This window comes from Planctomonas deserti (genome assembly GCF_003067705.1).
Taxonomy (GTDB): Bacteria; Actinomycetota; Actinomycetes; order Actinomycetales; family Microbacteriaceae; genus Planctomonas; species Planctomonas deserti.
Genome location: NZ_QANL01000001.1, coordinates 918856 through 941800 on the forward strand (window position 1 = coordinate 918856; position 22945 = coordinate 941800).

21 protein-coding genes are annotated in these 22945 nt (G+C 71.4%); 9 read left to right on the top strand and 12 right to left on the bottom strand.

Annotation, left to right across the window (positions count from 1 at the left end; genetic code table 11):
• Nucleotides 1–34 precede the first annotated feature (34 nt).
• The 5 genes from DAI20_RS04215 to DAI20_RS04235 all read left to right on the top strand — a co-directional run bounded on the left by DAI20_RS04215 (nucleotide 35) and on the right by DAI20_RS04235 (nucleotide 5384).
• Nucleotides 35–676 carry a DUF2291 family protein gene (locus DAI20_RS04215; protein WP_108249268.1) on the top strand — a complete coding sequence of 214 codons (642 nt, stop codon included), beginning with the start codon at nucleotides 35–37 and terminating at the stop codon, nucleotides 674–676.
• Nucleotides 673–2211, top strand: coding sequence for a sugar ABC transporter ATP-binding protein (locus DAI20_RS04220; RefSeq protein WP_240605862.1), 1539 nt, complete (start codon nucleotides 673–675; stop codon nucleotides 2209–2211). Before DAI20_RS04215 ends, DAI20_RS04220 begins: the two co-directional genes overlap by 4 nt.
• Nucleotides 2208–3350 carry an ABC transporter permease gene (locus tag DAI20_RS04225; RefSeq protein ID WP_108249269.1) on the top strand — a complete coding sequence of 381 codons (1143 nt, stop codon included), beginning with the start codon at nucleotides 2208–2210 and terminating at the stop codon, nucleotides 3348–3350. The genes DAI20_RS04220 and DAI20_RS04225 overlap by 4 nt, the downstream gene beginning before the upstream one ends.
• 65 nt (nucleotides 3351–3415) lie before the next feature.
• The gene (locus tag DAI20_RS04230; RefSeq protein WP_108249270.1) at nucleotides 3416–4411 is read left to right on the top strand and encodes a D-ribose ABC transporter substrate-binding protein; all 996 of its coding nucleotides are present in this window, start codon (nucleotides 3416–3418) and stop codon (nucleotides 4409–4411) included.
• A gap of 127 nt (nucleotides 4412–4538) precedes the next feature.
• Entirely contained in the window at nucleotides 4539–5384 is an 846-nt protein-coding gene (locus DAI20_RS04235; RefSeq protein WP_108249271.1) for an NAD(P)-dependent oxidoreductase, read from the top strand.
• A 233-nt stretch (nucleotides 5385–5617) separates the two neighbouring features.
• Here DAI20_RS04235 and DAI20_RS04240 read toward each other — a convergent pair whose 3' ends face one another.
• Both DAI20_RS04240 and DAI20_RS04245 read right to left on the bottom strand, forming a co-directional pair.
• The gene (locus DAI20_RS04240; protein WP_108249272.1) at nucleotides 5618–6832 is read right to left on the bottom strand and encodes an MFS transporter; all 1215 of its coding nucleotides are present in this window, start codon (nucleotides 6830–6832) and stop codon (nucleotides 5618–5620) included.
• On the bottom strand, nucleotides 6833–7498 hold the full coding sequence (locus DAI20_RS04245) for an HAD family hydrolase (RefSeq protein ID WP_108249273.1): 666 nt from the start codon (nucleotides 7496–7498) through the stop codon (nucleotides 6833–6835).
• 183 nt (nucleotides 7499–7681) lie between these two features.
• Between DAI20_RS04245 and DAI20_RS04250 the strand changes: the two genes are divergently transcribed.
• Complete coding sequence (locus DAI20_RS04250) at nucleotides 7682–8101, top strand: hypothetical protein (RefSeq protein WP_159084906.1); 420 nt, start codon at nucleotides 7682–7684, stop codon at nucleotides 8099–8101.
• Nucleotides 8102–8163: 62 nt separating this feature from the next.
• On the opposite strand, the gene DAI20_RS04255 is transcribed toward DAI20_RS04250, so the two are convergent.
• The 6 genes from DAI20_RS04255 to DAI20_RS04285 all read right to left on the bottom strand — a co-directional run bounded on the left by DAI20_RS04255 (nucleotide 8164) and on the right by DAI20_RS04285 (nucleotide 14149).
• Nucleotides 8164–9282 (bottom strand): VIT1/CCC1 transporter family protein, encoded by a 1119-nt coding sequence (locus tag DAI20_RS04255; RefSeq protein ID WP_108249739.1) that lies wholly within the window; start codon nucleotides 9280–9282, stop codon nucleotides 8164–8166.
• Between the two features lie 102 nt (nucleotides 9283–9384).
• Complete coding sequence (locus DAI20_RS04260; RefSeq protein WP_108249275.1) at nucleotides 9385–9837, bottom strand: hypothetical protein; 453 nt, start codon at nucleotides 9835–9837, stop codon at nucleotides 9385–9387.
• Between the two features lie 79 nt (nucleotides 9838–9916).
• Nucleotides 9917–10594, bottom strand: a complete 678-nt coding sequence (locus tag DAI20_RS04270; RefSeq protein ID WP_240605863.1) for an HAD hydrolase-like protein — start codon at nucleotides 10592–10594, stop codon at nucleotides 9917–9919.
• A 42-nt stretch (nucleotides 10595–10636) separates the two neighbouring features.
• Complete coding sequence (gene nucS / locus DAI20_RS04275; protein WP_108249277.1) at nucleotides 10637–11332, bottom strand: endonuclease NucS; 696 nt, start codon at nucleotides 11330–11332, stop codon at nucleotides 10637–10639.
• A 118-nt stretch (nucleotides 11333–11450) separates the two neighbouring features.
• Nucleotides 11451–12701, bottom strand: a complete 1251-nt coding sequence (locus DAI20_RS04280) for an MFS transporter (protein WP_108249278.1) — start codon at nucleotides 12699–12701, stop codon at nucleotides 11451–11453.
• 80 nt (nucleotides 12702–12781) lie between these two features.
• A complete protein-coding gene (locus DAI20_RS04285) occupies nucleotides 12782–14149 on the bottom strand; it encodes an MATE family efflux transporter (RefSeq protein ID WP_108249279.1) in 1368 nt (455 codons plus the stop codon).
• 156 nt (nucleotides 14150–14305) lie between these two features.
• Here DAI20_RS04285 and DAI20_RS04290 point away from each other — a divergent pair, with 156 nt between their 5' ends.
• A complete protein-coding gene (locus tag DAI20_RS04290) occupies nucleotides 14306–15448 on the top strand; it encodes a Gfo/Idh/MocA family protein (protein ID WP_108249280.1) in 1143 nt (380 codons plus the stop codon).
• Entirely contained in the window at nucleotides 15445–16170 is a 726-nt protein-coding gene (locus tag DAI20_RS04295) for a ThuA domain-containing protein (RefSeq protein ID WP_108249281.1), read from the top strand. The genes DAI20_RS04290 and DAI20_RS04295 overlap by 4 nt, the downstream gene beginning before the upstream one ends.
• A gap of 65 nt (nucleotides 16171–16235) precedes the next feature.
• On the opposite strand, the gene DAI20_RS04300 is transcribed toward DAI20_RS04295, so the two are convergent.
• The 4 genes from DAI20_RS04300 to DAI20_RS04315 all read right to left on the bottom strand — a co-directional run bounded on the left by DAI20_RS04300 (nucleotide 16236) and on the right by DAI20_RS04315 (nucleotide 20564).
• Nucleotides 16236–17105, bottom strand: coding sequence for a hypothetical protein (locus DAI20_RS04300; RefSeq protein ID WP_205781337.1), 870 nt, complete (start codon nucleotides 17103–17105; stop codon nucleotides 16236–16238).
• A 159-nt stretch (nucleotides 17106–17264) separates the two neighbouring features.
• A complete protein-coding gene (locus DAI20_RS04305) occupies nucleotides 17265–17873 on the bottom strand; it encodes a response regulator (protein WP_108249282.1) in 609 nt (202 codons plus the stop codon).
• Nucleotides 17870–19231 (bottom strand): sensor histidine kinase, encoded by a 1362-nt coding sequence (locus DAI20_RS04310; protein WP_108249283.1) that lies wholly within the window; start codon nucleotides 19229–19231, stop codon nucleotides 17870–17872. The genes DAI20_RS04305 and DAI20_RS04310 overlap by 4 nt, the downstream gene beginning before the upstream one ends.
• Before the next feature lie 64 nt (nucleotides 19232–19295).
• Entirely contained in the window at nucleotides 19296–20564 is a 1269-nt protein-coding gene (locus DAI20_RS04315; RefSeq protein ID WP_108249284.1) for a uracil-xanthine permease family protein, read from the bottom strand.
• A 110-nt stretch (nucleotides 20565–20674) separates the two neighbouring features.
• On the opposite strand from DAI20_RS04315, the gene DAI20_RS04320 reads away from it, so the two are divergent.
• Entirely contained in the window at nucleotides 20675–22672 is a 1998-nt protein-coding gene (locus DAI20_RS04320) for a M13 family metallopeptidase (protein ID WP_108249285.1), read from the top strand.
• The last annotated feature ends 273 nt before the right edge of the window (nucleotides 22673–22945 follow it).

Here is a 22945-nt window from a genome sequence, read left to right on the forward strand (position 1 = left end):
GCGGCCCCTGCACGTCAGCAAAGGAGCGACGACGATGACCGGTACCCAGGCCCGCCCCCGGCTGCGCGCGTGGATGGTGCTGACGGTCCTGGCCGTCGCCGTGCTGGTCTTCGCCGCGATGAGCGTGAAGGTCGTCAGCACCGAGGAGGTCGCCGCAGCGGAGCAGGGCGACTTCGACCCCGTGGACTACGCCGCCGAGCGGTACGACGAGATCGCTGCTTACGTCGAGGACAACGCCGTCGAGCTCCCCGGGCTGGTCACGCAGCTGGAGGGCGGCGCCGACGAGGCCGAGCTGGGCAACACGTCCGGTGCCAGCAGCGCCTTCGCGTTCCCCGTGACCGTCACCGGTGTCGCCGGGGCCGCGACGCCGCCCGTGCTTCCCGTGACCGTGGACGGGATGCCGGAGGGCACCGTGGTGCAGATCCAGATCGGGCCCGCCCTGAACGGCACCGCGCTGCGGGACGTCAGCGGCACGGTCTCGTTCAACGAGTTTACGAACCAGCTCGAGTACCAGCAGGTTGCAACCGAGCTCAACAACCGCGTCCGCGAGGAGGTGCTCGCAGACTTCGATGCGGCCGCCGCCGCGGGGAAGACGGTGACCGTGACCGGGGCGTTCCTGCGCGTGAACCCCCAGCTGGTCTCGGTCGTGCCCGTGTCCATCGAGGTGCAGCAGTGACCGGCGAGGTCGTGATGCGGGCCGTGGGCATCACGAAGACGTACGGCGCGACGCGGGCGTTGAAGGGCGTGGACTTCGAGGTCCGGCGCGGCGCCGTGACCGTGCTGTTCGGGGAGAACGGGGCGGGCAAGTCCACGCTCATGAAGATCCTGAGCGGCGTGGAACGACCGACGGCCGGGGTCCTCGAGCTCGACGGCGAGCCCGTTGTGCTGCGGAACTCGGTCGACGCGGCGGCCCGCGGCATCGCGATCATCCACCAGGAGCTGAGCCTCTGCCCGAATCTCAGCGTGCGGGACAACATCTTCATGGGCCGGGAGCTCGCCCGCGGCGGACTCGTCGTCGACGACCGCGAGCAGAACGCGCAGACCGCACGCCTGCTCGAGCGGCTCGAGGAGGCCATCGATCCGCGCACGCTCGTCTCCGCGCTGCGGCTCGGTCAGCAGCAGGTCGTCGAGATCGCCCGGGCCCTGGCCGGCGAGGCCCGCGTCCTCATCATGGACGAGCCGACCTCCGCCCTGAGCGGCAGCGAGGTCGAGGTGCTCTTCGGCGTGATCCGCGAGCTCACGGCCGAGGGCGTCGCCATCGTCTACATCTCCCACCACCTCGAGGAGGCGCTCGAGATCGCCGACCACGCCGTCGTGTTCCGCGACGGGGAGCTCGTGGCCCGCGGCGACGCCGGCGACATCGACATCAACTGGGTCATCGCCAACATGGTCGGACGCAGCGCGGGCGACCTGAATCCCGACCTGCGCGAGGAGTTCGGGGAGCCCGTCCTCACGCTCGAGGGTGTGAGCGTCGCGGATCCCACCAACTCGTCCCGGCTGAGCGTCGACCGGCTGAGTCTTCAGGTGCGCGCGGGCGAGGTCGTGTGCCTCTACGGCCTCATGGGCGCCGGGCGCACGGAGCTGCTCGAGGCACTCGCGGGGCGGCTGCCGCTGCTCACCGGGGACGTCACCGTCAAGGGCACCAGGGTGCACCGCCAGACCATCGCCGAGCGCATCCGGCTCGGCCTCGCGCTCGTGCCGGAGGACAGGCAGCGGGACGGCCTCGTGCAGACGATGTCCGTCGGCCAGAACATGTCGCTCGCCTCGCTGCTCGCGTTCGTGCGCGGGCTCATCGTGTCCCGTCCCCGCGAACGCTCCGCGGTCGAGCGCGGCGTCTCGGACGTGCGGGTGAAGACGGCGGGTCCGTCGGCGGCGATCACGTCGCTGAGCGGCGGCAATCAGCAGAAGGTCGTGATCGCCAAGGTGCTGATGACGGAGCCGGACGTTCTGCTGCTCGATGAGCCGACGCGCGGCATCGACGTCGGCGCGAAGGCCGAGATCTTCGCCCTTATGGCGCGGGAGGCGAGGCGCGGCCTCGGGGTGCTCTTCGCGACGAGCGAGATCGGCGAGGCGCTCGGCGCCTCGAACCGCATCCTCGTGCTGTCCAAGGGGCGCATCGTGCGGGAGTTCGACACCCGCACCGCCCTCCGCGAGGACGTCATGGTGGCGAGCGGCGAGAACGTGGAACAAGAGACAGGAGCGGCACAGTGACCGGCACAGCGAGCCCGAACCAGGCGGTACCGGCACCCAAGCGCCGGGTGGACGTGGCGAGCGTGCTGCTCGAGGGCAGGGCGTTCATCGCGCTCATCGTCCTCATCATCATCTTCTCGCTGCTGTCCGACTCCTTCCTCACCCTCAACAACGTGATCACCATGACGAAGCACGTGGCGATGAACGCGATCCTCGCACTCGGCATGCTGTTCGTGATCCTGAAGGGCGGCATCGACCTCTCCGTCGGCTCCATCGTCGGCCTCTCCGGCGTCGTCGCGGGCGTGCTGCTGCAAGGGCTGCGGCTCGACGCCTTCGACGTGGTGCTCTACCCCGCCGTCTGGGTCGTCGTGCTGTGCTCGCTCCTCGTCGGCACGCTCGTCGGATTCCTGAACGGCGTGCTGGTGACGCGCTTCAACGTCGCCCCCTTCATCGCGACGCTCGGCACGCTGTACGTCGCGCGCGGCGCCGCGCTGCTGATCTCCAACGGGTCGACCTACCCCCGCCTCGGCGGGAACCCGGAGTACGGCAACACCGGCTTCGGCCTCATCGGTGGCGGCCGGCTGCTCGGCATCCCGATGGCGATCTGGATCATGCTCGTGTTCGCGCTCATCGCGCTGTTCGTGCTGCGGAAGACGCCGTTCGGCCGCTGGGTCTACGCGACCGGCGGCAACGAGCGGGCGGCGGAGCTCGCGGGCGTGCCCGTGCGCCGCGTAAAGCTCTGCGTCTACATGATCAGCGGGTTCTGCGCCGCGGTGGCCGGGCTCATCATCTCGTCCGAGCTCACCGCGGCCGCGCCGCAGACCGGCGAGAGCTTCGAGCTCAACGCGATCGCGGCCGTCGTGATCGGCGGCGCCGCCCTGACCGGCGGCCGGGGCAACGTGCGCGGCGTGCTGCTCGGCGCCTTCGTGATCGGCTTCCTGAGCGACGGCCTCGTGATCGTCGGCGTCTCGACCTTCTGGCAGATCACCATCAAGGGCGCCGTCATCGTGCTGGCCGTCGTGCTCGACCAGGCCCAGCAGCGCATCACGGGCTCCAAGAACGCAGCGCTCGCCGCGGCGAGCAAGACCCAGGGGCCGACCACACCCGGCGGCGACGCCGCGGCTCCCACCTCCGGCCGGGAGCCCGCACGGACCCCCTGACCGAGGCACCACCCGAGCGGCAAGGACGTCGCCCGGCACCGAGAGAACCAGAAAGGCAGCCACACATGCTCAGAAGGAAGATCTACGCGGCACTGGCGACCGCAAGCATCGCCGCGGTCGCGCTCGTCGGATGCTCGAGCGGCGGCGACTCCGGCGGCGGGGGCGGCGACGCAGGCGGCGGCGAGGAGAGCGCGGGCGGCGGCCTCATCGCCATCATCACCCCGTCGCAAGAGAACCCGTTCTTCAAGGCCGAGGCCGACGCGGCCAAGGCTGAGGCGGAGAAGCTCGGCTACGAGACGTCCGTGGCGTCGCACGACGACGACCCGAACAAGCAGAGCGAGCTCGTGGACGCGGCCATCAGCCAGGACGCGGCCGCCATCGTGCTCGACAACGCGGGCGCCGACGCCTCGATCGGCCCGGTCCAGAAGGCGAAGGACGCCGGCATCCCCGTCTTCCTCATCGACCGGGAGATCAACGAGACCGGCATCGCGGAGGCGCAGATCGTCGCGAACAACGCGCAGGGCGCCGCGGCCGTCGCCGAGGAGTTCGTGGCCGCGCTTCCCGAGGGCGGCAACTACATCGAGCTGACCGGCAAGGAGTCCGACACCAACGCCGGCGTGCGCTCCGAGGCCTACGCGAGCGTCATCTCCCAGTACCCGAACCTCGTGTCGGTGGCCAAGGAGACGGCCAACTGGAGCCAGGACGAGGCGTTCAGCAAGATCGAGACTCTGCTGCAGCGCGACTCCAACATCCAGGGCATCATCGCGGGCAACGACACCATGGCCATGGGCGCGGTGGCGGCCGTCGAGGCCGCGGGGCTGCTCGACAAGGTCAAGATCGCGGGCTTCGACGGCAGCCCCGACGCGGTCGAGGCCATCAAGGCGGGCAAGCTCGTGGCCACGGGCCTCCAGCCCGCCGTGCTGATCTCGCAGCTCGCGGTGCAGCAGGCCGACAAGTTCATCACCACCGGCGAGACCGGCGAGGACGAGAAGCAGTCCATCGACTGCGTCGTGATCAACGCCGACAACGCGGACTCCTACACGCTGTTCGCGCTGGAGTAGCACCACGGGTCGCCGAGGCGACACGAACGATCGGGCCCGTCGGACACGTTCCGGCGGGCCCGATCTAGTGTGGGAACGAATCCGCGCCCGAGCCTCGGCCGCGGCCACGACGCTGGAGAAGGACCCCTTGAGAATCGCTTTCCTCGGACTCGGCCGCATGGGCCGCATCCTCGCCCGCCACGTGCTCGACGACGGCCACGACCTGCGCGTCTGGAACAGGACGGCCGGTGCCGCCGAGGAGCTCGGTGAGGCGGACGCCCGAGTCGCCGCGTCCGCCGCGGAGGCCGTCGACGGGGCGGAGGTGGTGATCACGGCGCTGTTCGGGCCCGATGCCGTGCGCGCGGTCGTCGCCGAGGGGAACCTGCCGTTCGCCCCGGACGCGGTGTGGCTCGACATCACGACGATTGCCCCCGCAGACGCGGCGGAGCTGGCGCAGTGGGCGGGCGCATCCGGCGTGCGCTACGTGCACTCGCCCGTGATCGGATCGCTCGCGCCCGCCCGGAATCGAGCGCTCGGCGTCGTCATCGGCGGCGATGACGACGCGGTGGAGCGTGTGCTGCCGCTCGTGCGGCTGTGGGCGGACCCGGAGCGCCTGCAGCGCTACCCCGATCCCGCGAAGGCGGCGACCGGCAAGCTCGTGGCGAACCTCGCGCTCGCCGTCGGAATGCAGGGGCTCGTCGAGGCGGTGACCCTGGGCAACGCCGGGGGACTCACCCCGGAGGAGACCCTCGCCACGCTAAAGGGCACGGCCCTCGGCATGATCGCCGGCATGAAGGGCCAGAACGTGCTCACCGGTCAGTTTGACGACACCCAGTTCTCCGCGGACCTGCTGGCGAAGGACGCCCGGCTCATGGTCGACACGTCGCCCCGCCCGCTCCTCGCGCTGACCACCGCGCTCGCCGCCCTGCAGCGCGCCCAGGATGCCGGCCTCGGGGACCACGACTTCTCGGTGATCGCAACCGAGGCCCGCTGACCCCTTCCGGTGCCGCCCGGGTGCCCGTGCGTCCGGGTGCCGGGTGGTGCCTATGCCGGTGTCCGGTGCCGGCCCTCGCCGTGTTCCGAATTCAGGCTGTCCTGCGACACGCCGCGTTTCGAGACCGCCAAATGCGGCGTGTCGCAGCTGAGCCTGAATTCCGAACGGAGGCCGGGGAATGAGGTCGGCGTGCGGCCCAGGGGCGGACAGCTCCGAGGGGAAGGAAGGCGGCCTCAGCTCGCGTGACCCGGCCGCGGGGCGCGGACCGGCATGCCAGCGGCTACCGAGACGACCACTGCGATTATCTGGGCCGCGGCCGCCGCGACGAGTATGCCGGGGACGGAATACTCGGCGAGCACTCCCGCGAGAGCACCCCCGGCGGCGGCGCAACTGATCTTCAGGCTCGAGGCGGTCGTGAACACCTGCCCTCGGTTAGCCGAGGTCGCCTCCCTGTGGCGGATGCTGAACAGCGCCGCCAGCTGCGGCCCGTCCGCCAGGCCGACGACGGCGACGGCCACGAGGAGCAGGGTCGGCGTCGTCGCGAACGAGGCGGTTGCGAGCCCGAGGCCGATCACGACGGTACCGATCAGGAACGTGCGATCCGCGGACAGCGGGAGCGGCCAGCGGGCCGTGGCGACGGTGGCGAGCAGCGCCGTCGCGGCGAGGAGCGCCAGCAGAAGGGCTCCGTCACTCGCCCGGCCGAACACCGCCTCGCCGAGCAGCGGGCAGGCGACGAAGAACATGCCGAAGCCGACCATGGAGATGCAGGATCCGAGGGTCGCCCCACGGAGCGCGGGCACGGTCACGAGCGGACGGAACCCGTCGACCAGGTCGGCGGCAACAGACCCGATGGTGCGGCGGCCACGAGGCACCCCGGTGAGCGAGAGCCGCAGGGCGGCGGGGGTTGCCGCGACGATGAGCACCACCGCCGCCGTCATGGCCGCGGTGGCATTGAGCAATCCGGCGATCACCGCGGCGCCCGCCGGGCCGAGGAGTCCGGCGAGGTTGTAGGTCGCGGCGTCCAGGGCGTTGCCCGAGCGGAGGTGATCGCGCGGCACGATGCGCGTGAGCTGCGACGACCATCCGCCTGCCGTGGCGGGGCCGAACAGGCCGGTCAGCACGGCGACGGCGAGCACGGCGGCCCAGGGCAGCACGCCCCACGCCAGGATGATCGTCGCGAGCCCGGCGGCGTAGGCGCCGAGGGCGAAGGCGAGCACCAGGCCCGGCCGCTTCGCCCGGTCGAGCAGCAGGCCGAGCAGGGGGCCACCCACTACCGCCGCCACGGTGATAGCGGAGTAGAGGAGGGCCGCCGTGCGGGCTGACCCCGACGCGGCGAGGCCGAACAGCAGCACGGCGGGAGCGGACACCTCACTGCCCACGCGGGCGACGGTCGACCCCGTGAAGTAGAGGGCGCGGGAACGCCGCCAGTGCGGCGCTGCCTCGCTCATCTAGGCCGAGCGACCCAGCGGACTCTCGTCCAGGTGGGCCAGGAGGTCGGCGGGGTCGTCGTAGACGGCGATCGCGCCGGCGCCGCGCAGCTCCTCCTCGGAGATGCCGCCACTGCGCAGCCCGATCGTCACGACGCCCGCTGCCGCGGCGGACTTGATATCCCAGATGCTGTCACCCACGAAGAGGGCATCGTCGGCGTCCGTCTCGCCCTTTTCGAGGGCGACCTCGACGACGTCCGGCTCGGGCTTGGCGGTCTCCACATCGGACGACGACGTCATCGCCCACACGGCGTCCTCCACCTCAAGCACCTCCCGAAGGAGCTCGAGCTCCTCGTCGGGTGCGGATGTGGCGAGCACGACCCGCATGCCGCGCTCGGCGACCGCCGCCAGCAGTTCTCGCGCCCCCGGCAGCACCTTCAGGCGCGGGCCGAGGGCCTGGTAGTACTCCGCGTGCAGCTCCTTGGCGCGGTCGCGCTGCTCGTCGGTCGCGTCGGCGAGGACCGTCTCGAGGAGCATCGCAGAGTCCTTCCCGATGGCCCGGTGCAGGTGCCAGGCGCTCACGGGGAAGCCCGCGTCCGCGGCCGCGCGCTCCCAGGCGTCGACGTGCAGGTAGTTGGAGTCGACGAGGGTCCCGTCGATGTCGAACAGGACGGCGGACAGGGGCACGACGACTCCTTAACGGAACAACGGGGGAGCGTTTCAGCGTAGGCGCGCCCGCCGCCCCGTGCGGGCCAGATCTGTCCCACCTGGCGAGCACGAGGGATAACACTTGAGCACGTGCGGGGGAAACGGAAGCGGCAGCGATTGCCGACATGGTGGCTCTTCATCGCGTCTGGGATCGGATTGGTGATGGCACTCATGGCGGCGTCGATGAACGACTGGCTGAAGGCCGGCCTCTTTGCTGCCACTGTCGCCGCAGGCTGGGCCTACAACCGCTGGAACACGGAGGTGATCGAGAGGGTGAGCTTCGGCCGATCGGTCGAGAAGGCTGTCCGCGTCGCCGTCCGGCGCCTGCAGCGGGACGTCCTGCACGTCGCCCCACTGACCAGCGGGAGGTATGCCGGGCATTACGCGATCATCGACCTCATGGACGACGCGTGGGAGGTCACGGTCACGAAAGCGAGCTTCCTGCCGCGACGGCCCGACGCCGGCCTGTACGGTCTTTCGGATTCCGAGCTGGAGGAGTTCCTGTCGGCGTCCGGAGGCCGAGTCATCCCACCGGGGACCTATGCGCGGTCGGTGCTGTCCTCCCTCGGCTACGCCGGCTGACCGACGTCAGCGGTGCGGGAAGCCGAACACGGTCCCTGAGCCTGTCGAAGGGACGGAACCCGTTAGGCGACCGTCGTGTTGAAGAGGAGCCCCAGCGCGTAGGTGGCGCCCGCCGCTCCGAAGCCGATCGCGAGCTGGCGCAGCGCCCGGGCGAGGGGCGGTCCGCCGGACAGCAGCCCCACGACCGCGCCCGTGCCGAGCAGCGCGATGCCGACCAGCACCGACGCGACGAGTACGGCGGGCGTCCCGCCCAGGCCGAAGAGGTACGGCAGCACGGGGATGGCGGCGCCGGACGCGAAGAAGCAGAAGCTCGAGACCGCGGCGCTCATGCCGGTGCCGATCGCCTCGTGGTCGACGAGCGCGATCGGCGCCGTGGGGGAGGCGGGACGCCCGGGCTGCAGGTCGGCGAGCACCTCGGCGGCGTGCTCACGCGCCGCCTCCGGGCTCATGCCGCGGGCGCGGTAGACCAGGGTGAGCTCGTTCGCGTCCACGTCGAGGTGGGGCAGCGCCCGCTTCGCCTCGGGATTCGGGGTGGACGCCTCGAGCAGCTCGCGCTGCGACCGCACGGACACGTACTCGCCCGCGCCCATCGACAGCGCGCCCGCGAGAAGGCCCGCCAGCCCGGTGGCGAGCACGGCGGGGGTCGGCAGACCGGTGGCGCTTACGCCGAGCACGAGGGCGAGGTTGCTGACCAGGCCGTCGTTCGCGCCGAACACCGCCGCTCGGAAGGTCCCGGAGAGTCGGTTTCGGCCACGGGTGGCGAGGCCGCGCAGCACCTCCTCGTGGATGCGCTCGTCGGCGGCCATGCGATCCGTCGCGTCCGCGTCGGCCTCGTAGGGTGAGCGGGCCTCGGCGCGCTGCGCGAGCGCGAGCACGAAGACGGAGCCGAAGCGGCGGGCGAGGAAGCCGAGCAGCCGGGTGCGGATGTCACCGCGACGGGGCTTGCCGACGCGGTCGCCGAGCAGCTCGATCCAGTGCGCGGCGTGCCGCTTCTCGGCCTCGGCGAGCTCCAGCAGGATCTCCCGCTCCTCGCCGGTGCGGCGGCTGGCGAGGTCGCGGTACACCGCCGCCTCCGCGTGCTCGTCGGCCAGGTAGCGTCGCCACCGGCGCACGTCCGCCGGGGACGCGGGTGGCCGGGACGCGTGATCCGTTGCTTCTGTCACCCGTCGATTGTCTCGCATGACCGGGATCGCCCCGCCGGATCCGACCGGAGCCGCCCCGGCGCGAGCCCCGGTGGACACGATCCGCCCGAGCCCCCGGGAGCGAGAGGTGCCAGCCCAGGGTCAGCGTGGTGCCCTGCCCGTGGCGGCGAGCTCGCGCCTGGCCCGCGAGAGTGCCGCCTCCAGCTCGTGGATGCCGCACTCCAGGCCCTGGTGCGGCAGGTGGCCCTCGGTCCACAGCCACTGCGCGAGGCGCCCGACGAGCACGACCTGCGAGCGGGCCGCGGCCGGCGTGCGCAGGCGGTGCTCGGGCGCGAGGTAGCCGGGGAGCGCGAACAGGAGGTCGTCGGCATGCATGGTGCGCACGAACGCGCCGCGCGGCGTGAATTGGCGCTCGGCGTTCAGGAGGGCGAGCGATCCCGTGGTCAGGGTGTCGTCCGCATGCTCGTCGAGGTAGGCCTCGAGGTCGGCGCGGACGGCACGGGTGCGGGATGCGGCGGCGGGGGACTGGCCGTCGACCTGGTCCCGGAAGAAGACGTCGAAGAGCGGAGCGAGGGTGGGGGAGCGCTTGGTCATGCGAGGAGTCTGGCCGCCACCACCGACACGAGGGCGGCCTCGGCGGCGGCCTGTGGAGAGCCGCCAGCCGATGCCCGGCTTACAGGAGGAGCGTGCGCAACTCGTCCACGGAGTGCGCGATCGCGACGGCGCCCTCGGCCTCCGCCGGCGTCCCGTAGCCCCAGGTGACGTGGATGGTCGGCACGTCGTGGGCCGCGGCGCCCTGCACGTCGTGCTCCCGGTCGCCGACCATGATCACGCGCTCGAGGCTGACGTGCTTCTCCCGCAGCCGGCGCAGGGCCTCGGCGACCACATCGGCCTTCGCGCTCCGCGACTCGTCGTCCGTGGCGCCGGCGATCTCGGTGAAGCGCCGGATGAGACCGAAGTGCTCGAGGATCGGCATCGCCTGCGACTCGGGCTTCGACGTCGCGAGCGAGAGCGGGATGCCGGCGCGGTGCACGTCGCGGAGCAGCTCCGGGATGCCCGGGTACACGGTGATGCCCTCGGTCAGGTCCTGATGTGCGAGCTGACGGTAGATCTTGAGTGCCTGACGGCTCTGCTTCTCGTCCATGCCCGCGAAGTCGCGGAAGGCGTCGAGGATGGGCGGGCCGACGTAGCGCAGCAGGCCCTCGGGCGAAGGGACGGGCAGCCCCATCCGGTCGAGGGTCACGGCGAGGCGCGAGGTGATGCCCGAGGCGGAGTCCGTGATGGTGCCGTCAAGGTCGAACAGGATGCAGGTCCACGGCTTTGTCACGACTGCCGGGGCGAAGGTGGTCACTCCGCCGATCCTATTCGCCCGCCCAGGAAAAGGGCCGGGGCATCAGAACAGCCGGAGGTGCGAGTCGTCCAGCCCGCGCATGGCGTCGTAGTCGAGCACGAGGCAGCGGATCCCGCGGTCCTGGGCGAGCGTGCGCGCCTGCGGCTTGATCTCCTGGGCTGCGAAGACGCCCGTGACGGGTGCGAGGTGCGGATCGCGGTTCATGAGCTCGAGGTAGCGCGTGAGCTGTTCGACCCCGTCGATGTCGCCCCGGCGCTTCAGCTCGACCGCGACCGAGCGGCCCTCCGCGTCCCGGGCGAGAATGTCGACCGGCCCGATGGCCGTCATGTACTCCCTGCGTACGAGGGTGTGGCCCTCGCCCAGCAGGTCGATCTGCTCGGCGAGCAGCTTCTGCAGGTGCGCCTCGACGCCGTCCTTCTGCAGCCCGGGGTCGGCCCCGAGGTCGTGCTCGCTGTCGTGCAGGACCTCGTGGATGGAGACGACGAGCATGTCGGCCGTCTTGGCCTGGCTCACCCGCCACACCTGCGTGACGCCGGCCTCGACCTGGGCGTCGTCGGGCTCCACGGTGCTGAACGCGGCGGGCGGGCTCATCCAGTTGAGCGGCTTGTAGGAGCCGCCGTCGGAGTGCACGAGCAGGCTCCCGTCGGCCTTGAGCACCAGCAGGCGCGTGGCGAGGGGCAGGTGCGCGCTCAGGCGCCCTGCGTAGTCGACGGAACAGCGGGCAATGACGAGACGCACGGCAACGAGCTTAACCGGGCATCGTGCCGGGTCCGTTTCACCGCCGCGGGAACTGCCCGTGCGCGCCGGGGCAGACCGCGCGCCGGTTCCGACCGCGGCGTCGCGGTGCGCGACCCGGTCAGGCCGCTCGAGGCGCCTTCTCCGGCTCGCGCGCGGATCCTGACACGATGCCCGCGACGGCCACGAGGATGAGCACGACGAGCAGGCCGTTGAGCAGACCGAAGTGCTCGCCGAGGAAGCCGATGGCGGGCGGTCCGACGAGGAACGCGCAGTAGCCGATGGTGGCGACGGCGCTCACCCGGGCGCCCGCCGTGCGCGGGTCGTCCGCGGCGGCCGACATGCCCACCGGGAAGCCGAGTGCGGAGCCCAGGCCCCAGAGCACCACGCCGACGACCGCGACCGCCGGCGCGGGACCGAAGATCACCAGCAGCAGGCCGACGGCGGCGAACACCGCGGAGACGCGAAGCACCGGAACCCGGCCGAAGCGGTCGAGCAGGGGCACGCCGGCGATCCGGCCCACCGTCATGGCGGTCACGAACACGCCGAACACGAGCGCCCCCGTTGTGTTGTCGACCCCGTGGCCGTCGACCATGGCGAGCGCGAGCCAGTCGTTCGCCGACCCCTCGGCGAACGCCATGCCGAGGATGATGAGCCCGATGAGGATCGTGCGCGGGTCGCGCCAGATCGCGAGGCGGCTGCGCCACGTGCTCTCCGTCGGGTTGCCCTGGGCGTCCCTGGTGTCGTGGGCGACGTTCTCGTGCAGCACGAAGCGGGCGGACGCGATGGCGGCCGCGATCATCACCGCGGCGATGACGGCCGTGTGCACGGCGATCGGTACGTTCGCACCCTCGGCGAGAGCACCGGCACCGGCTCCGGCCACCGTGCCAAGGCTGAATGCCGCGTGGTACAGCGGCATCACGGTGCTGCCCAGCACGCGCTCGTTCGCGGCGCCGGACACGTTCATGGCGACGTCGCACATGCCGCTGCCGGCACCGAAGACGGCGAGGCCGGCGAAGATCAGCAGGAAGGACGGGCCGACGGTCGCGCCGATGCCGGCCAGCAGGAAGCCGATCGGGCCGCCGATGAGGCACGCGACCATCGTCACCTTGGCGCCGAAGCGGGCCAGGATGTGGCTCGACGCGAGCAGGCCCACGATGGACCCGGCGGCGAGCCCGAAGATGAGGGCGCCCATTTCGAGCGTCGATGCCCCGAGGGCGTCCCGGACGGCCGGCACGCGGGAGACCCAGCTCGCGAGGCCGATGCCGGAGAGGAAGAAGATCACGAACAGCGCGTTGCGCCAGGCGGTCGCCTGCCGGCGCGGGATGTCCGCCCCCGGCGTCGATGCGCGGTGTTCGGTCGTGTCGGCCATGGCGAAACCTGTGCTTCCTGCGGTGAGCGGAACTCGAAGCGATGTGGGGCGCGACTCCCCGATCGGCGCCGCTGATAACGTTACCGGCCGGGCACCGGATCCGGGCCCGCAACGAGCCATGCGCCGCTCTGCACGCGGAGGCCGAGCGTCGCGGCGCGGGCGCCGATGTAGCCTAGGCCGAACGCGAGCCACAGGGCGACGAGGGCCTGCTCTCCCCGCAGCCCGAGGGCAGACACGAGCGCGAGCAGCGGAAGATAGACCGCGAGGTTCACGAGGCCGGTCCAGGCGAGGTAGCGTCCGTCGCCCGCCCCGATGAGCACCCCGTCGAGCACGAAGACGTACCCGGCGAGCGGGATGCCGACCGCCATCACGAGCACCGTCGCCGAGAGCAGACCCGCGACCTCGGCATCGGACGTGAAGACGCCCGGCAGAACGCCGGATACGGCGGCGAGAAGCAGGCCGAGGGCGCCGCCGCCCCACACTCCCCACGCCACGAGCCGGCGCGTGATGGCCGTGACCCGGGGCACGTCGGCCGCGCCGAGCCCGTGGCCGATCATCGCCTGCCCGGCGATCGCCAGCGCGTCGAGCACGAACGCCAGGGTGGAGAACAGCGTGAGCGCGATCTGCAGGGCGGCGAGCTCCCGCACTCCGAGCGCGGCACCCGCGAAGACCGTCACGAGGAGCGCGGCCCGGAGGGACGCCGTGCGCAGCAGCAGCCAACCCCCGGATGCGGCCGCGCCCGTGACCCCGGACAGCCCGGGACCGATGCCGACGCCCGAGGCTCGCGCCGACCGCAGCGCGATCGCGATGTAGACGGCCGCCATGCCCCACTGGGCCAGGACCGTGCCGAGGGCGGAGCCGGCGATGCCGAGGCCGGCGCCGTAGATCAGGACGGCGTTCAGCGCCGCGTTCACGAGGAAGCCGAGGCCGGCCACGACGAGCGGGGTGCGCGTGTCCTGCAGGCCGCGCAGGAGGCCGCTCGCCGCGATGACGAGCAGCATGGCCGGAAGCCCGGCCAGGGAGATCGTGAGGTACGTGGTGGCCGCCTCGGTCACGGCCGGGCTCCCGCCGAACGCGGAGGTCACGGGCCGGGCGGCGGGGATGCCGCTCAGCGCGAGCACGACGCCGAGGATCAGGGCGAGCCACATCCCGTCGATGCCGGCGCGGATGGCCCCGGGGCGGTCTCCCGCCCCCAGTCGTCTGGCGACGGCGGGCGTGGTGGCGTAGGCGAGGAAGATCAGGAGCCCGACGACCGACTGCAGGACGGCGCCCGCGATGCCGAGACCCGCGAGCGGCACCGCGCCGAGGTGGCCGACGAGGGCCGTGTCGGTCAGGAGGAACAGCGGCTCCGCCACGAGCGCGCCGAGCGCGGGCACCGCGAGGGCGAGGATGTCCCGGTCGAGGGCGCGCCGGCTCGGCCTGTCGGCCGCCCCCGTTCCGCCGGTCATGCCGCCCCCACCTCTCGGTCCTCGTCCCGGGCGGCGACGCGTCGCCCGAGGACGCTCGCGCCGTGCCGTCGGCGCACCCCGCCGGGGATGGGTCGCCCGGCGACGCGTGCTCCGCCGCGCTTAGGAATCCCGGTCCGATGATGCCAGGCTTGCAGCATGTCATCAGCCAACGAGGACCCTGACACCACCCCGTCCCGATCCGACTCCGCGGAGGGGGCGGACCCCGCGCGTGTGCTGCGCGCCGGCGTCGTCGGTCTCGGATTCGCCGGCACGACGCACCTCGACGCCTACACGGCGCTGCCCGGCGTCGAGGTCGTCGCGCTCGCCGGCCAGGAGAGCGAGCGCCTTGCGATGCTGGGCGAGACCCGCGGCGTGCCGGACCTGTACGCCGACTGGGAGGACCTCGTCGCGCGGGACGACCTCGACATCGTGTCGATCGGCACCCCGAACTTCCTCCACCACCCCATCGCGCTGGCCGCGCTCGAGTCGGGCAAGCACGTGTTCTGCGAGAAGCCGCTCGCCCCGACGGGTGCGCTCGCCGCGGAGATGGTGGATGCGGCCCGCGCGGCGAACCGCGTGCTCGAGATCGCCTACAACCACCGCCGCCGCGCCGACGTGCAGTACCTCGCCCGGTACCTCGAGTCCGGGCCGCTCGGCTCCGTCTACCACGCGCGCGCGAGCTGGACACGGCGCCGCGGCATCCCCGGCCTCGGGTCCTGGTTCACGAGCAAGGCGCTCGCGGGCGGCGGACCGCTCGTCGACCTCGGTTCGCACGTGCTCGACATCGCGCTGTACCTGCTCGGCGAGCCGAGGGTCACGAGCGTGAGCGCCGTCGCCTACAGCGAGCTCGGCAAGCACGGTCGCGGCGGCCGGGAGGGAACGAAGACCACCGGCACCGGGCACCTGTTCGAGGTCGAGGACTTCGCGAGCGCGCTCCTGCGGCTCGACAGCGGCGGGAGCCTGCAGCTGGAGGCGTCCTGGGCCGGCTACACGAAGGACGACGACGACATCGCGATCGAGCTCCTCGGCAGCACCGGTGGCGCCCGCCTGTTCGTCGAGAACTACGCGACCGACGACACGCTGCGGCTCTACGCCGACCTCGAGGGCGAGCCCGTCACGATCACGCCCACCGTTCACGTGCCCGCCGGGCACCACCAGACGGTCATCGAGGAGTTCCTCGCCACCATCCGGTCGGGCGAGTGGAGCACGAGCTTCGGCGACTACGCGCTGCACCGCAGCCGCGTGCTCGACGCGGTCTACGAGTCGGCCCGCGAGGGCAGAGAGGTGTCAGTGGCATGAGGGTCACGGTCTGGAACGAGTTCGTCCACGAGACCCGGGGGGATGAGCGCGTGCTCGCGCACTACCCCGAGGGCATCCACGTCGTGATCGCCGACGGGCTCCGCGAGCAGCTCGGCGACGACGTCGAGGTGACGACGGCGACGCTCGCCGAGCCGGAGCACGGGCTCAGCGAGGAGGTGCTCGCGCAGACCGACGTGCTCCTCTGGTGGGGCCACATCGCCCACGATCAGGTGTCGGAGGAGGTCGTCGAGCGCGTGCACCGGCACGTCATCGAGGGCATGGGCATTATCGTGCTGCACTCCGGACACTTCTCGAAGATCTTCAAGCGGCTGCTCGGCACCTCCTGCTCGCTCAAGTGGCGCAATGACGGCGAGCGGGAGCTGGTCTGGACCGTCGCACCCACGCACCCCATCACCCAGGGCGTGCGCAGCCCGATCATCATCCCCGAGCAGGAGATGTACGGCGAGTACTTCGACATCCCGGTGCCCGACGAGCTGCTGTTCATCAGCTCGTTCTCGGGCGGCGAGATCTTCCGCTCGGGCGTGACGTACCGTCGTGGACTCGGGCGGCTGTTCTACTTCTCGCCCGGTGACCAGGAGTTCCCCGTCTACCACAACCCCGAGGTGCGCAAGGTGCTCGCCAACGGGGTGCGCTGGGCGATGCCGACCGTCGAGCGCACCTTCCTGCCCACCGACCGCCACGCGGCCGGCTGGTTCGAGTAGGGCAACCGCGGACAGCACGAGGGCCGGCACCCGAGTGCCGGCCCTCGCTCCCCTTCCCAAGGGTCTTATGCGCCGATCGGAGTCGGGTCCGTCGGGTTCGGCGGCACCGGAACGGAGCCACGGATCTGGTTCTGGGCCTGGCACTGGCTCGTGCAGTTGGTGGCGCCGGCGGAGAGCTCGATCGCGTCCTCACCGAGGACGCCGCCCATCCGGCCGCCGGACTCGACGAGCCACTTCGTGACGGTCGCGCTCTGGAAGGTCTTCGTCGCGACCTGCGGGCTGTCCTTGCCGAGCAACATCTGGTGGTAGTTCACCGGGTCCTGGCTGGCACTGACGGCGTTCACGCCCGAGCCGAAGTTGATCTTCCCCGTGAAGGGGTTGACGAAGTAGAAGAGCCCGGCGCCGAGGGTGTGGGTGAACTCGACGGGTCCGGCGAACTCGGTCTCCATCTGGAAGATGCCGCCCTGTGCGCCGTCCTTCGCCTGGATCTTCAGCTTGCCCGCGCCCGTGGTGAAGATGATCGCGAGGGTGCCGTCCCGCACCTCGAGGCTCTTGACGCGGGTTCCCGCACGCTGGGCCGGCGTGAGCGTCGGCACCTTGGAGGCGAAGACCACGGTCGGCTGGGTGACCATGCGCTGCGTGTCCGGCGCGCCGGTGAGCGTGTAGTTGTAGACCCCGAGGGTCGCGGTGTCGATGGTGAAGCGGTTGTTCACGCCCCGCACCGTGATGATGCCCGAGGCGGCGAGGTCGGCGACCTTCACGTCCCTTCCCGGCGCGGGGTCGTAGGTCTTCCCGCCGACGGTGACGGCGTAGTTGCCGCCCTCCGAGGTCTTGCCCGACGCGTGGGCGGGGGCCGCGACCGCGACCGAGCCGAAGACGACGGTGGCGACGAGTGCGGCCCGGGCGAGCCGGGAGAGTGCGGGTGCGAGTGCCATGGGTGGAGCCTTCCTGTGCTGAGGCGCCGACCCCCCGCCGGCGCCTCTTCACTCTCCTGTGCCGCGCGAACAGCGACAATCGGACCTTGGTACTAGTACCCGGCCGTGACGGCCCGGGTGCGGGGCCCTGGCGCGAGCGGATGCGTCGGATGGCGCCTGCTAGGCGAGGTTGTCGCGGGCCCAGAGCGCCGCGCTCGTGCGGTCCTCGACGCCGATGCGACGGAACACGCTCCCCAGGTGCACCTTCACGGTGCGCTCCGCGATGCCGAGGGACGCGCCGATCTGCTTGTTCGACATCCCCTCGGCCACCAGGCGAAGCACCTGCTCCTCGCGCGGGCTCAGGCCGCCGCCCTGGCTCGCCGTGCCGGGCAGCAGATACCCGGCGACGCGGGGATCGACGGGCGAATTGCCCTTCGCGGCGGAGCGGACGGCCGCCACGACGTCCGCCGGGTCCGAGTCCTTCAGGAGGAAACCGACCGCTCCCGCCCGCAGCGCCTCCATGACCCGCGCCTCCTGGTGGAACGACGTGAGCACGATCACCCGGGTGAACGGGCGCTCGGCCAGCAGGCGCCGCGTGGCCTCCACCCCGCCCATCTCGGGCATCGACAGGTCCATGAGCACGACGTCGGGCTCGCTCTCCCGCGCCGCCGCCAGGGCCTCCACGCCGTTCGACGCCTGGGCAACGACCTCGAAGCCCTCAGCGGCGAGCAGGCCGGCGAGACCCGCGCGCACGAGCGGGTGGTCGTCGACGAGCAGCACGCGGATCACGGCAGCTCCCGGCGCAGCCGCCAGCGCGTTCCCACGCCGGGGGCACTGCTGACCTGAAGCTCCCCGCCGCCGTCGGCGACGAGGTCGCGGAGGAGGCGCAGCCCGAAGTGGCCCTCGCGGGGGAGCCGAAGCCGTTGCTCCGCGTCGAACCCGACGCCGTCGTCCTCGATCGAGAGCTCGAGCCCGGCCGCATCCGATCGCAGGCGCACCCGCACCGAGGACGCCTGCGAGTGCTTCGCGACGTTCTGCAGACACTCCTGGGCGACCCGGAAGACGAGCCGCTCGACGGGCCCGTCCAAAGCGACGGTCGTGTCGACGTCGAGATCGACCGTGACGCCGCGGGCGCGCAGCGGGGCCGTCAGGTCGTTCAGCGCCGCCTGGATGCCCTCGGAGGAGAGGGTCGGCGGATAGATGTCGACCAGCAGGCTCCGCAGGCCGCCGATGCTGCTGCGAACGGTCCCGGCCGCGTCGCTGAGGACGGTGGCGACCTCCGTCTCGCCTCGGCTTCGCGCCTGGGCGGCGGACGCGGCGATCGAGAAGGACGCGCCCGTAAGCTCCTGCACGACCCCGTCGTGCAGGGTTGCGGCGATCCGGCGGCGCTCATCGGACGAGGAATCCAGCGCCTGCTGCAGGAGTCTCTCGCGCTGCTCCCGCGCCCGGTCGAGCGCGCGGAGCATCTGCCACAGCAGAGGGGCGAGCAGCGCGAGGATGAGCAGGATGCTGCCGAGGGTGATGACGGCAAACCCCTGCCACAGCTGTCCGCTGCGCTGCACGACGTCGTCGTAGCGGAAGTAGATCTCGAACAGCAGCCGGTCCCCGTCGGGCGTGGCGATGCCGCTGTAGGCCTCGAGCAGCGTCTCGCGCTCACGCTCGTATCGGTTCTCGGGGGCCCGTAGATCGGAGACCTCCGCGTCCACCGCCGTGCCCTCCAGCGCCTCCAGCTCCTCCTTATCGAGCTCGAACCGCTGTCCGATCAGCCGTGGCTCGTCAGAGTAGACGATCGTGCCGTCGTGATCCCAGATCTTGACCCGCACCCTGGCGGAGTCGTCGAGCACCCGATCCCGGACCGCGCCGTCGACCGCTCGCAAAGCTGCCGGGTCCCCTGTGACCACGCCGTCGGTCAGCACCGGCTGGATCACCGCCGTGCCGATGAGGCTCGCCGTGCGCGTCGCCTCGTTCACGGCCTCGTCCTCCGCGAGCTGGCGTGCCGCCTGCACGCCGAGCACGGTCACGCCGAGCAGCACGAGGACCCCGGCGGCGAGCAGCCAGCCGAGCAACCGGTGCAGCCGCACGGGTTGGTTCCGGGCAGCGGGGGACGCGGCGACGACCGTGTGCCACGGTGGTGCTTCGTTAGCCATCCCGGTCCCCCGGTCCCAGTATTCACCGGGCGCCGCGGATCGTCCGCGACGCACGGGAACGAGGCTAGAGGGTGCCGCGGGCTCGCGCGATCGCGCTCATCACGTGATAGATCACGATGGCCGCGATCGTGCCCAGGGCGATGCCGTTGAAGGAGAGCGTCCCCGCGTTGAACGTGAAGTCCGCGATGCCGATGATGAGCGCGGTGGCGGCCGTCAGCTGGTTCACCGGGCGGGAGAAGTCGACGCGGTTGTCGAGCCAGATCTTCACGCCGATGATGCCGATCAGGCCGTACAGCGCCGTGGTCACCCCGCCGAGCACGCCCGCCGGGATCGTGTTGATGACGGCGCCGACCTTGGGGGAGAGGCCGAGCAGCACGGCGAACACGCCGGCCACCCAGTACGCGGCCGTCGAGTAGACGCGGGTCGCCGCCATGACGCCGATGTTCTCGCCGTACGTCGTGGTGCCCGAACCGCCGCCGAGCCCGGCGATCGTGGTCGCGAGGCCGTCTGCGAGCAGGGCGCGGCCCGTGAGCCTGTTGACGCTCGGGTCGGTCAGCTGGGCGACGCCGCGGATGTGACCGACGTTCTCGGCCACGAGCACGAGCACGACGGGGAGGAACGCCGGGAGGATCGTCCAGAAGCCCGGGCCGAACTCGGGGGTCGTGAAGGTGGGCAGGCCGACCCAGGCCGCGTCGCCGACCGCGTCGAACGTCACCTCGCCCACGAGCACCGCGAACACGTAGCCCACGACGACGCCGATCACGATCGAGAGCCGCGCGAGAAGTCCGCGGAACAGCACGGTGGAGAGGATGACGGCGGCGAGCGTGATGACCGCCGTGACCGGCGCCTGCTGGAAGTTGTTCTTCGCTGCGGGCGCGAGATTGAGGCCGATGAGCGCCACGATCGCGCCGGCGACCACGGGCGGCATGAGCGCGTCGATCCAGGCCGTTCCGGTCAGCTGGACGATCGCGCCGATGATCGCGAGCAGGATGCCCACCGAGAGGATGCCGGCGAGGGCGCTGCCCATGCCCTCGGCCGCGGTCGCGCCGACGATGGGCGCGATGAACGCGAACGACGAGCCGAGGTAGCTGGGCAGCCGGTTCCGCGTGATGAGCAGGAAGAGGATCGTGCCGATGCCCGAGAACAGCAGGGTCGTGGACGGCGGGAACTCCGTGAGGATCGGGACCAGAAAGGTCGCGCCGAACATCGCGACCACGTGCTGCATGCCGAGCCCGACGGTGCGGCCCCAGGTGAGGCGCTCCTCCGGCCGCACGATGGTGCTGGCGTCGATGTTCTTGCCGTCGCCGTGAAGGGTCCAGGGGCCAAGCGCCATGTCGATCCGTCTCCGATCCCGCGGGCGCCCCGTGACGCCCCGGAGAAGCGTAGTGGAGCGCACATTGCGTCCATGTTTCGCGTCGGGCCCCGGCGTTAGGCTCGGGTGTCATGAGCGTTGAAGCCCCCCTGACATCCGGCATCCTCACCGACGAGCTCGACGAGACCGTGCGACCGCAGGACGACCTGTTCGGGCACGTGAACGGCAAATGGATCGCCCGCACGGAGATCCCCGAGGACAAGGCGCGTTACGGCTCCTTCCTCCTGCTCGCCGAGGAGGCGGAGAAGGCCGTCCGCGAGATCATCGAGGAGGCGCAGGAGGCCGAGCCCGGCACAGAGCAGCGCAAGGTCGGCGACCTGTACTCCAGCTTCCTCGACGAGGACCGCATCGACGCCCTCGGCGCAACACCCATCCAGGACCAGCTGGCGCAGGCCGGCGCGGTGGGCAGCATCCCGGAGCTGCTCTCGACCCTCGGCGTGCTGGAGCGGGCGAACGTCAGCGGCTTCCTCGGCGTGTTCGTGGACAACGACCCCGGCAACCCCGAGCGTTACATCGTGCAGCTCGACCAGGGCGGAATCGGCCTGCCCGACGAGTCGTACTACCGCGAGGAGAAGTTCGCGCCCATCCGCACGGCGTACCGCTCCTTCCTGGAGAAGATGTTCGGCCTCGCCGGCCTCTCCGATCCCGGTGCGCGGGCGGCGCTCGTGTTCGACCTCGAGACGGCTATCGCGTCGCACCACTGGGACAACGTGAAGACCCGGGACAGCGAGGCGACCTACAACCTGCTGCCCTGGACCGACGTCGCCGCGCTCGCCGGAGCGGCCCTGCACGGCTCGACCACGGCCGCGCCCACGCTGCTCGACTCCTGGCTAGCTGCGCTCAGCGTGCCGGCCGGCGCGTTCGACGAGGTGGTGCTGCGGGAGCCGAGCTTCCTCAGCGGTCTCGGCCGGCTGCTCTCGGAGGAGCGCCTGACCGCGTGGAAGCACTGGCTGGAGTGGCAGGTCATCCGCTCGAACGCGTCCCTGCTGTCCGCGCCGTTCGTGGAGGCGAACTTCGACTTCTACGGGCGAACGCTCACCGGAACGCCCGTGCAGCGCGCCCGCTGGAAGCGCGGCGTCTCGCTTGTGGAGGGCGCGATGGGTGAGGCCGTCGGTCGCATCTACGTGGAGCGGCACTTCCCGCCCGCCGCCAAGCAGAGCATGGACGTGCTCGTCGAGAACCTGGTGAAGGCATACCGCGCATCCATCGAGTCGCTGGACTGGATGACGGACGAGACCCGCGCACGGGCGCTCGAGAAGCTCGAGCGCTTCACGCCGAAGATCGGCTACCCGGTGAAGTGGCGCGACTACAGCGCGCTCGAGGTGGACCCGACGGACCTCGTCGGCAACGCACGCGCGGCCGCGGAGTTCGAGTTCCGGCGCGAGCTGGCGAAGATCGGTCAGCCCCTCGACCGCGACGAGTGGTTCATGACGCCGCAGACCGTGAACGCGTACTACAACCCCGGCTTCAACGAGATCGTCTTCCCCGCGGCGATCCTGCAGTTCCCGTTCTTCGACGTGACGCGGGACGACGCGGCGAACTACGGCGGCATCGGGGCGGTCATCGGGCACGAGATCGGCCACGGCTTCGACGACCAGGGCTCCAAGTACGACGGCGACGGCCGCCTCACCGACTGGTGGACCGAGGAGGACCGCGCGGCGTTCGAGGAGCGCACCGCATCGCTCATCGAGCAGTTCAACGCGCTCGCGCCCGCCCAGGTGCCGGACAGCAAGGTCAACGGCGCTCTCACGATCGGCGAGAACATCGGCGACCTCGGCGGCCTCTCCATCGCGTGGAAGGCCTACCTCATCTCGCTCGACGGCCAGGAGCCGCCGGTGATCGACGGGCTGACCGGCGCGCAGCGCTTCTTCCTCTCCTGGGCGCAGGCCTGGCAACTGAAGATCCGCGACGAGGAGGCCCGGCGGCTGCTCGCCATCGATCCGCACTCGCCGAACGAGTTCCGCTGCAACCAGATCGTGCGCAACATCGACGAGTTCTACGCCGCGTTCGACGTGACCGAGTCGGACGCGCTGTGGCTGCCCGAGGAGGAGCGCGTCCGCATCTGGTGAGCGTGGGTGCCGGGTGCTGCCGGGGTGCTGGGGTGGCTCAAGGCGGCTCGGGGTCGCTCGTGCGGTTCGCGGCCGCTTGGTCTGGTCGCGGTGCGGCCGATCCCTCGACGCAATTCAGCAGATCCGGCCCGCGAACCGTCCGACCTGAACGCAATTCAGCAGATCCCGCTCGACACGCCGCCTGAGCCACCCCGGTGGCGGCGTGTCGGTGAGGATCTGCTGAGTCGCGTCGCGTCGGTCGGGGGATTTGCTGGGTTGCGTCGGGTGGGTCGG

What these genes read in the sequence shown, in the direction of transcription:
- DAI20_RS04215 (WP_108249268.1), top strand. Translation starts at nt 35, where the DNA reads ATGACCGGTACCCAGGCCCGCCCCCGGCTGCGCGCGTGGATGGTGCTG.
- DAI20_RS04230 (WP_108249270.1), top strand. Translation starts at nt 3,416, where the DNA reads ATGCTCAGAAGGAAGATCTACGCGGCACTGGCGACCGCAAGCATCGCC.
- DAI20_RS04240 (WP_108249272.1), bottom strand. Translation starts at nt 6,832, where the DNA reads ATGAGCGAGGCAGCGCCGCACTGGCGGCGTTCCCGCGCCCTCTACTTC.
- DAI20_RS04250 (WP_159084906.1), top strand. Translation starts at nt 7,682, where the DNA reads ATGGCACTCATGGCGGCGTCGATGAACGACTGGCTGAAGGCCGGCCTC.
- DAI20_RS04255 (WP_108249739.1), bottom strand. Translation starts at nt 9,282, where the DNA reads ATGCGAGACAATCGACGGGTGACAGAAGCAACGGATCACGCGTCCCGG.
- DAI20_RS04260 (WP_108249275.1), bottom strand. Translation starts at nt 9,837, where the DNA reads ATGACCAAGCGCTCCCCCACCCTCGCTCCGCTCTTCGACGTCTTCTTC.
- DAI20_RS04280 (WP_108249278.1), bottom strand. Translation starts at nt 12,701, where the DNA reads ATGGCCGACACGACCGAACACCGCGCATCGACGCCGGGGGCGGACATC.
- DAI20_RS04285 (WP_108249279.1), bottom strand. Translation starts at nt 14,149, where the DNA reads ATGACCGGCGGAACGGGGGCGGCCGACAGGCCGAGCCGGCGCGCCCTC.
- DAI20_RS04290 (WP_108249280.1), top strand. Translation starts at nt 14,306, where the DNA reads ATGTCATCAGCCAACGAGGACCCTGACACCACCCCGTCCCGATCCGAC.
- DAI20_RS04295 (WP_108249281.1), top strand. Translation starts at nt 15,445, where the DNA reads ATGAGGGTCACGGTCTGGAACGAGTTCGTCCACGAGACCCGGGGGGAT.
- DAI20_RS04300 (WP_205781337.1), bottom strand. Translation starts at nt 17,105, where the DNA reads ATGGCACTCGCACCCGCACTCTCCCGGCTCGCCCGGGCCGCACTCGTC.
- DAI20_RS04310 (WP_108249283.1), bottom strand. Translation starts at nt 19,231, where the DNA reads ATGGCTAACGAAGCACCACCGTGGCACACGGTCGTCGCCGCGTCCCCC.
- DAI20_RS04315 (WP_108249284.1), bottom strand. Translation starts at nt 20,564, where the DNA reads ATGGCGCTTGGCCCCTGGACCCTTCACGGCGACGGCAAGAACATCGAC.
- DAI20_RS04320 (WP_108249285.1), top strand. Translation starts at nt 20,675, where the DNA reads ATGAGCGTTGAAGCCCCCCTGACATCCGGCATCCTCACCGACGAGCTC.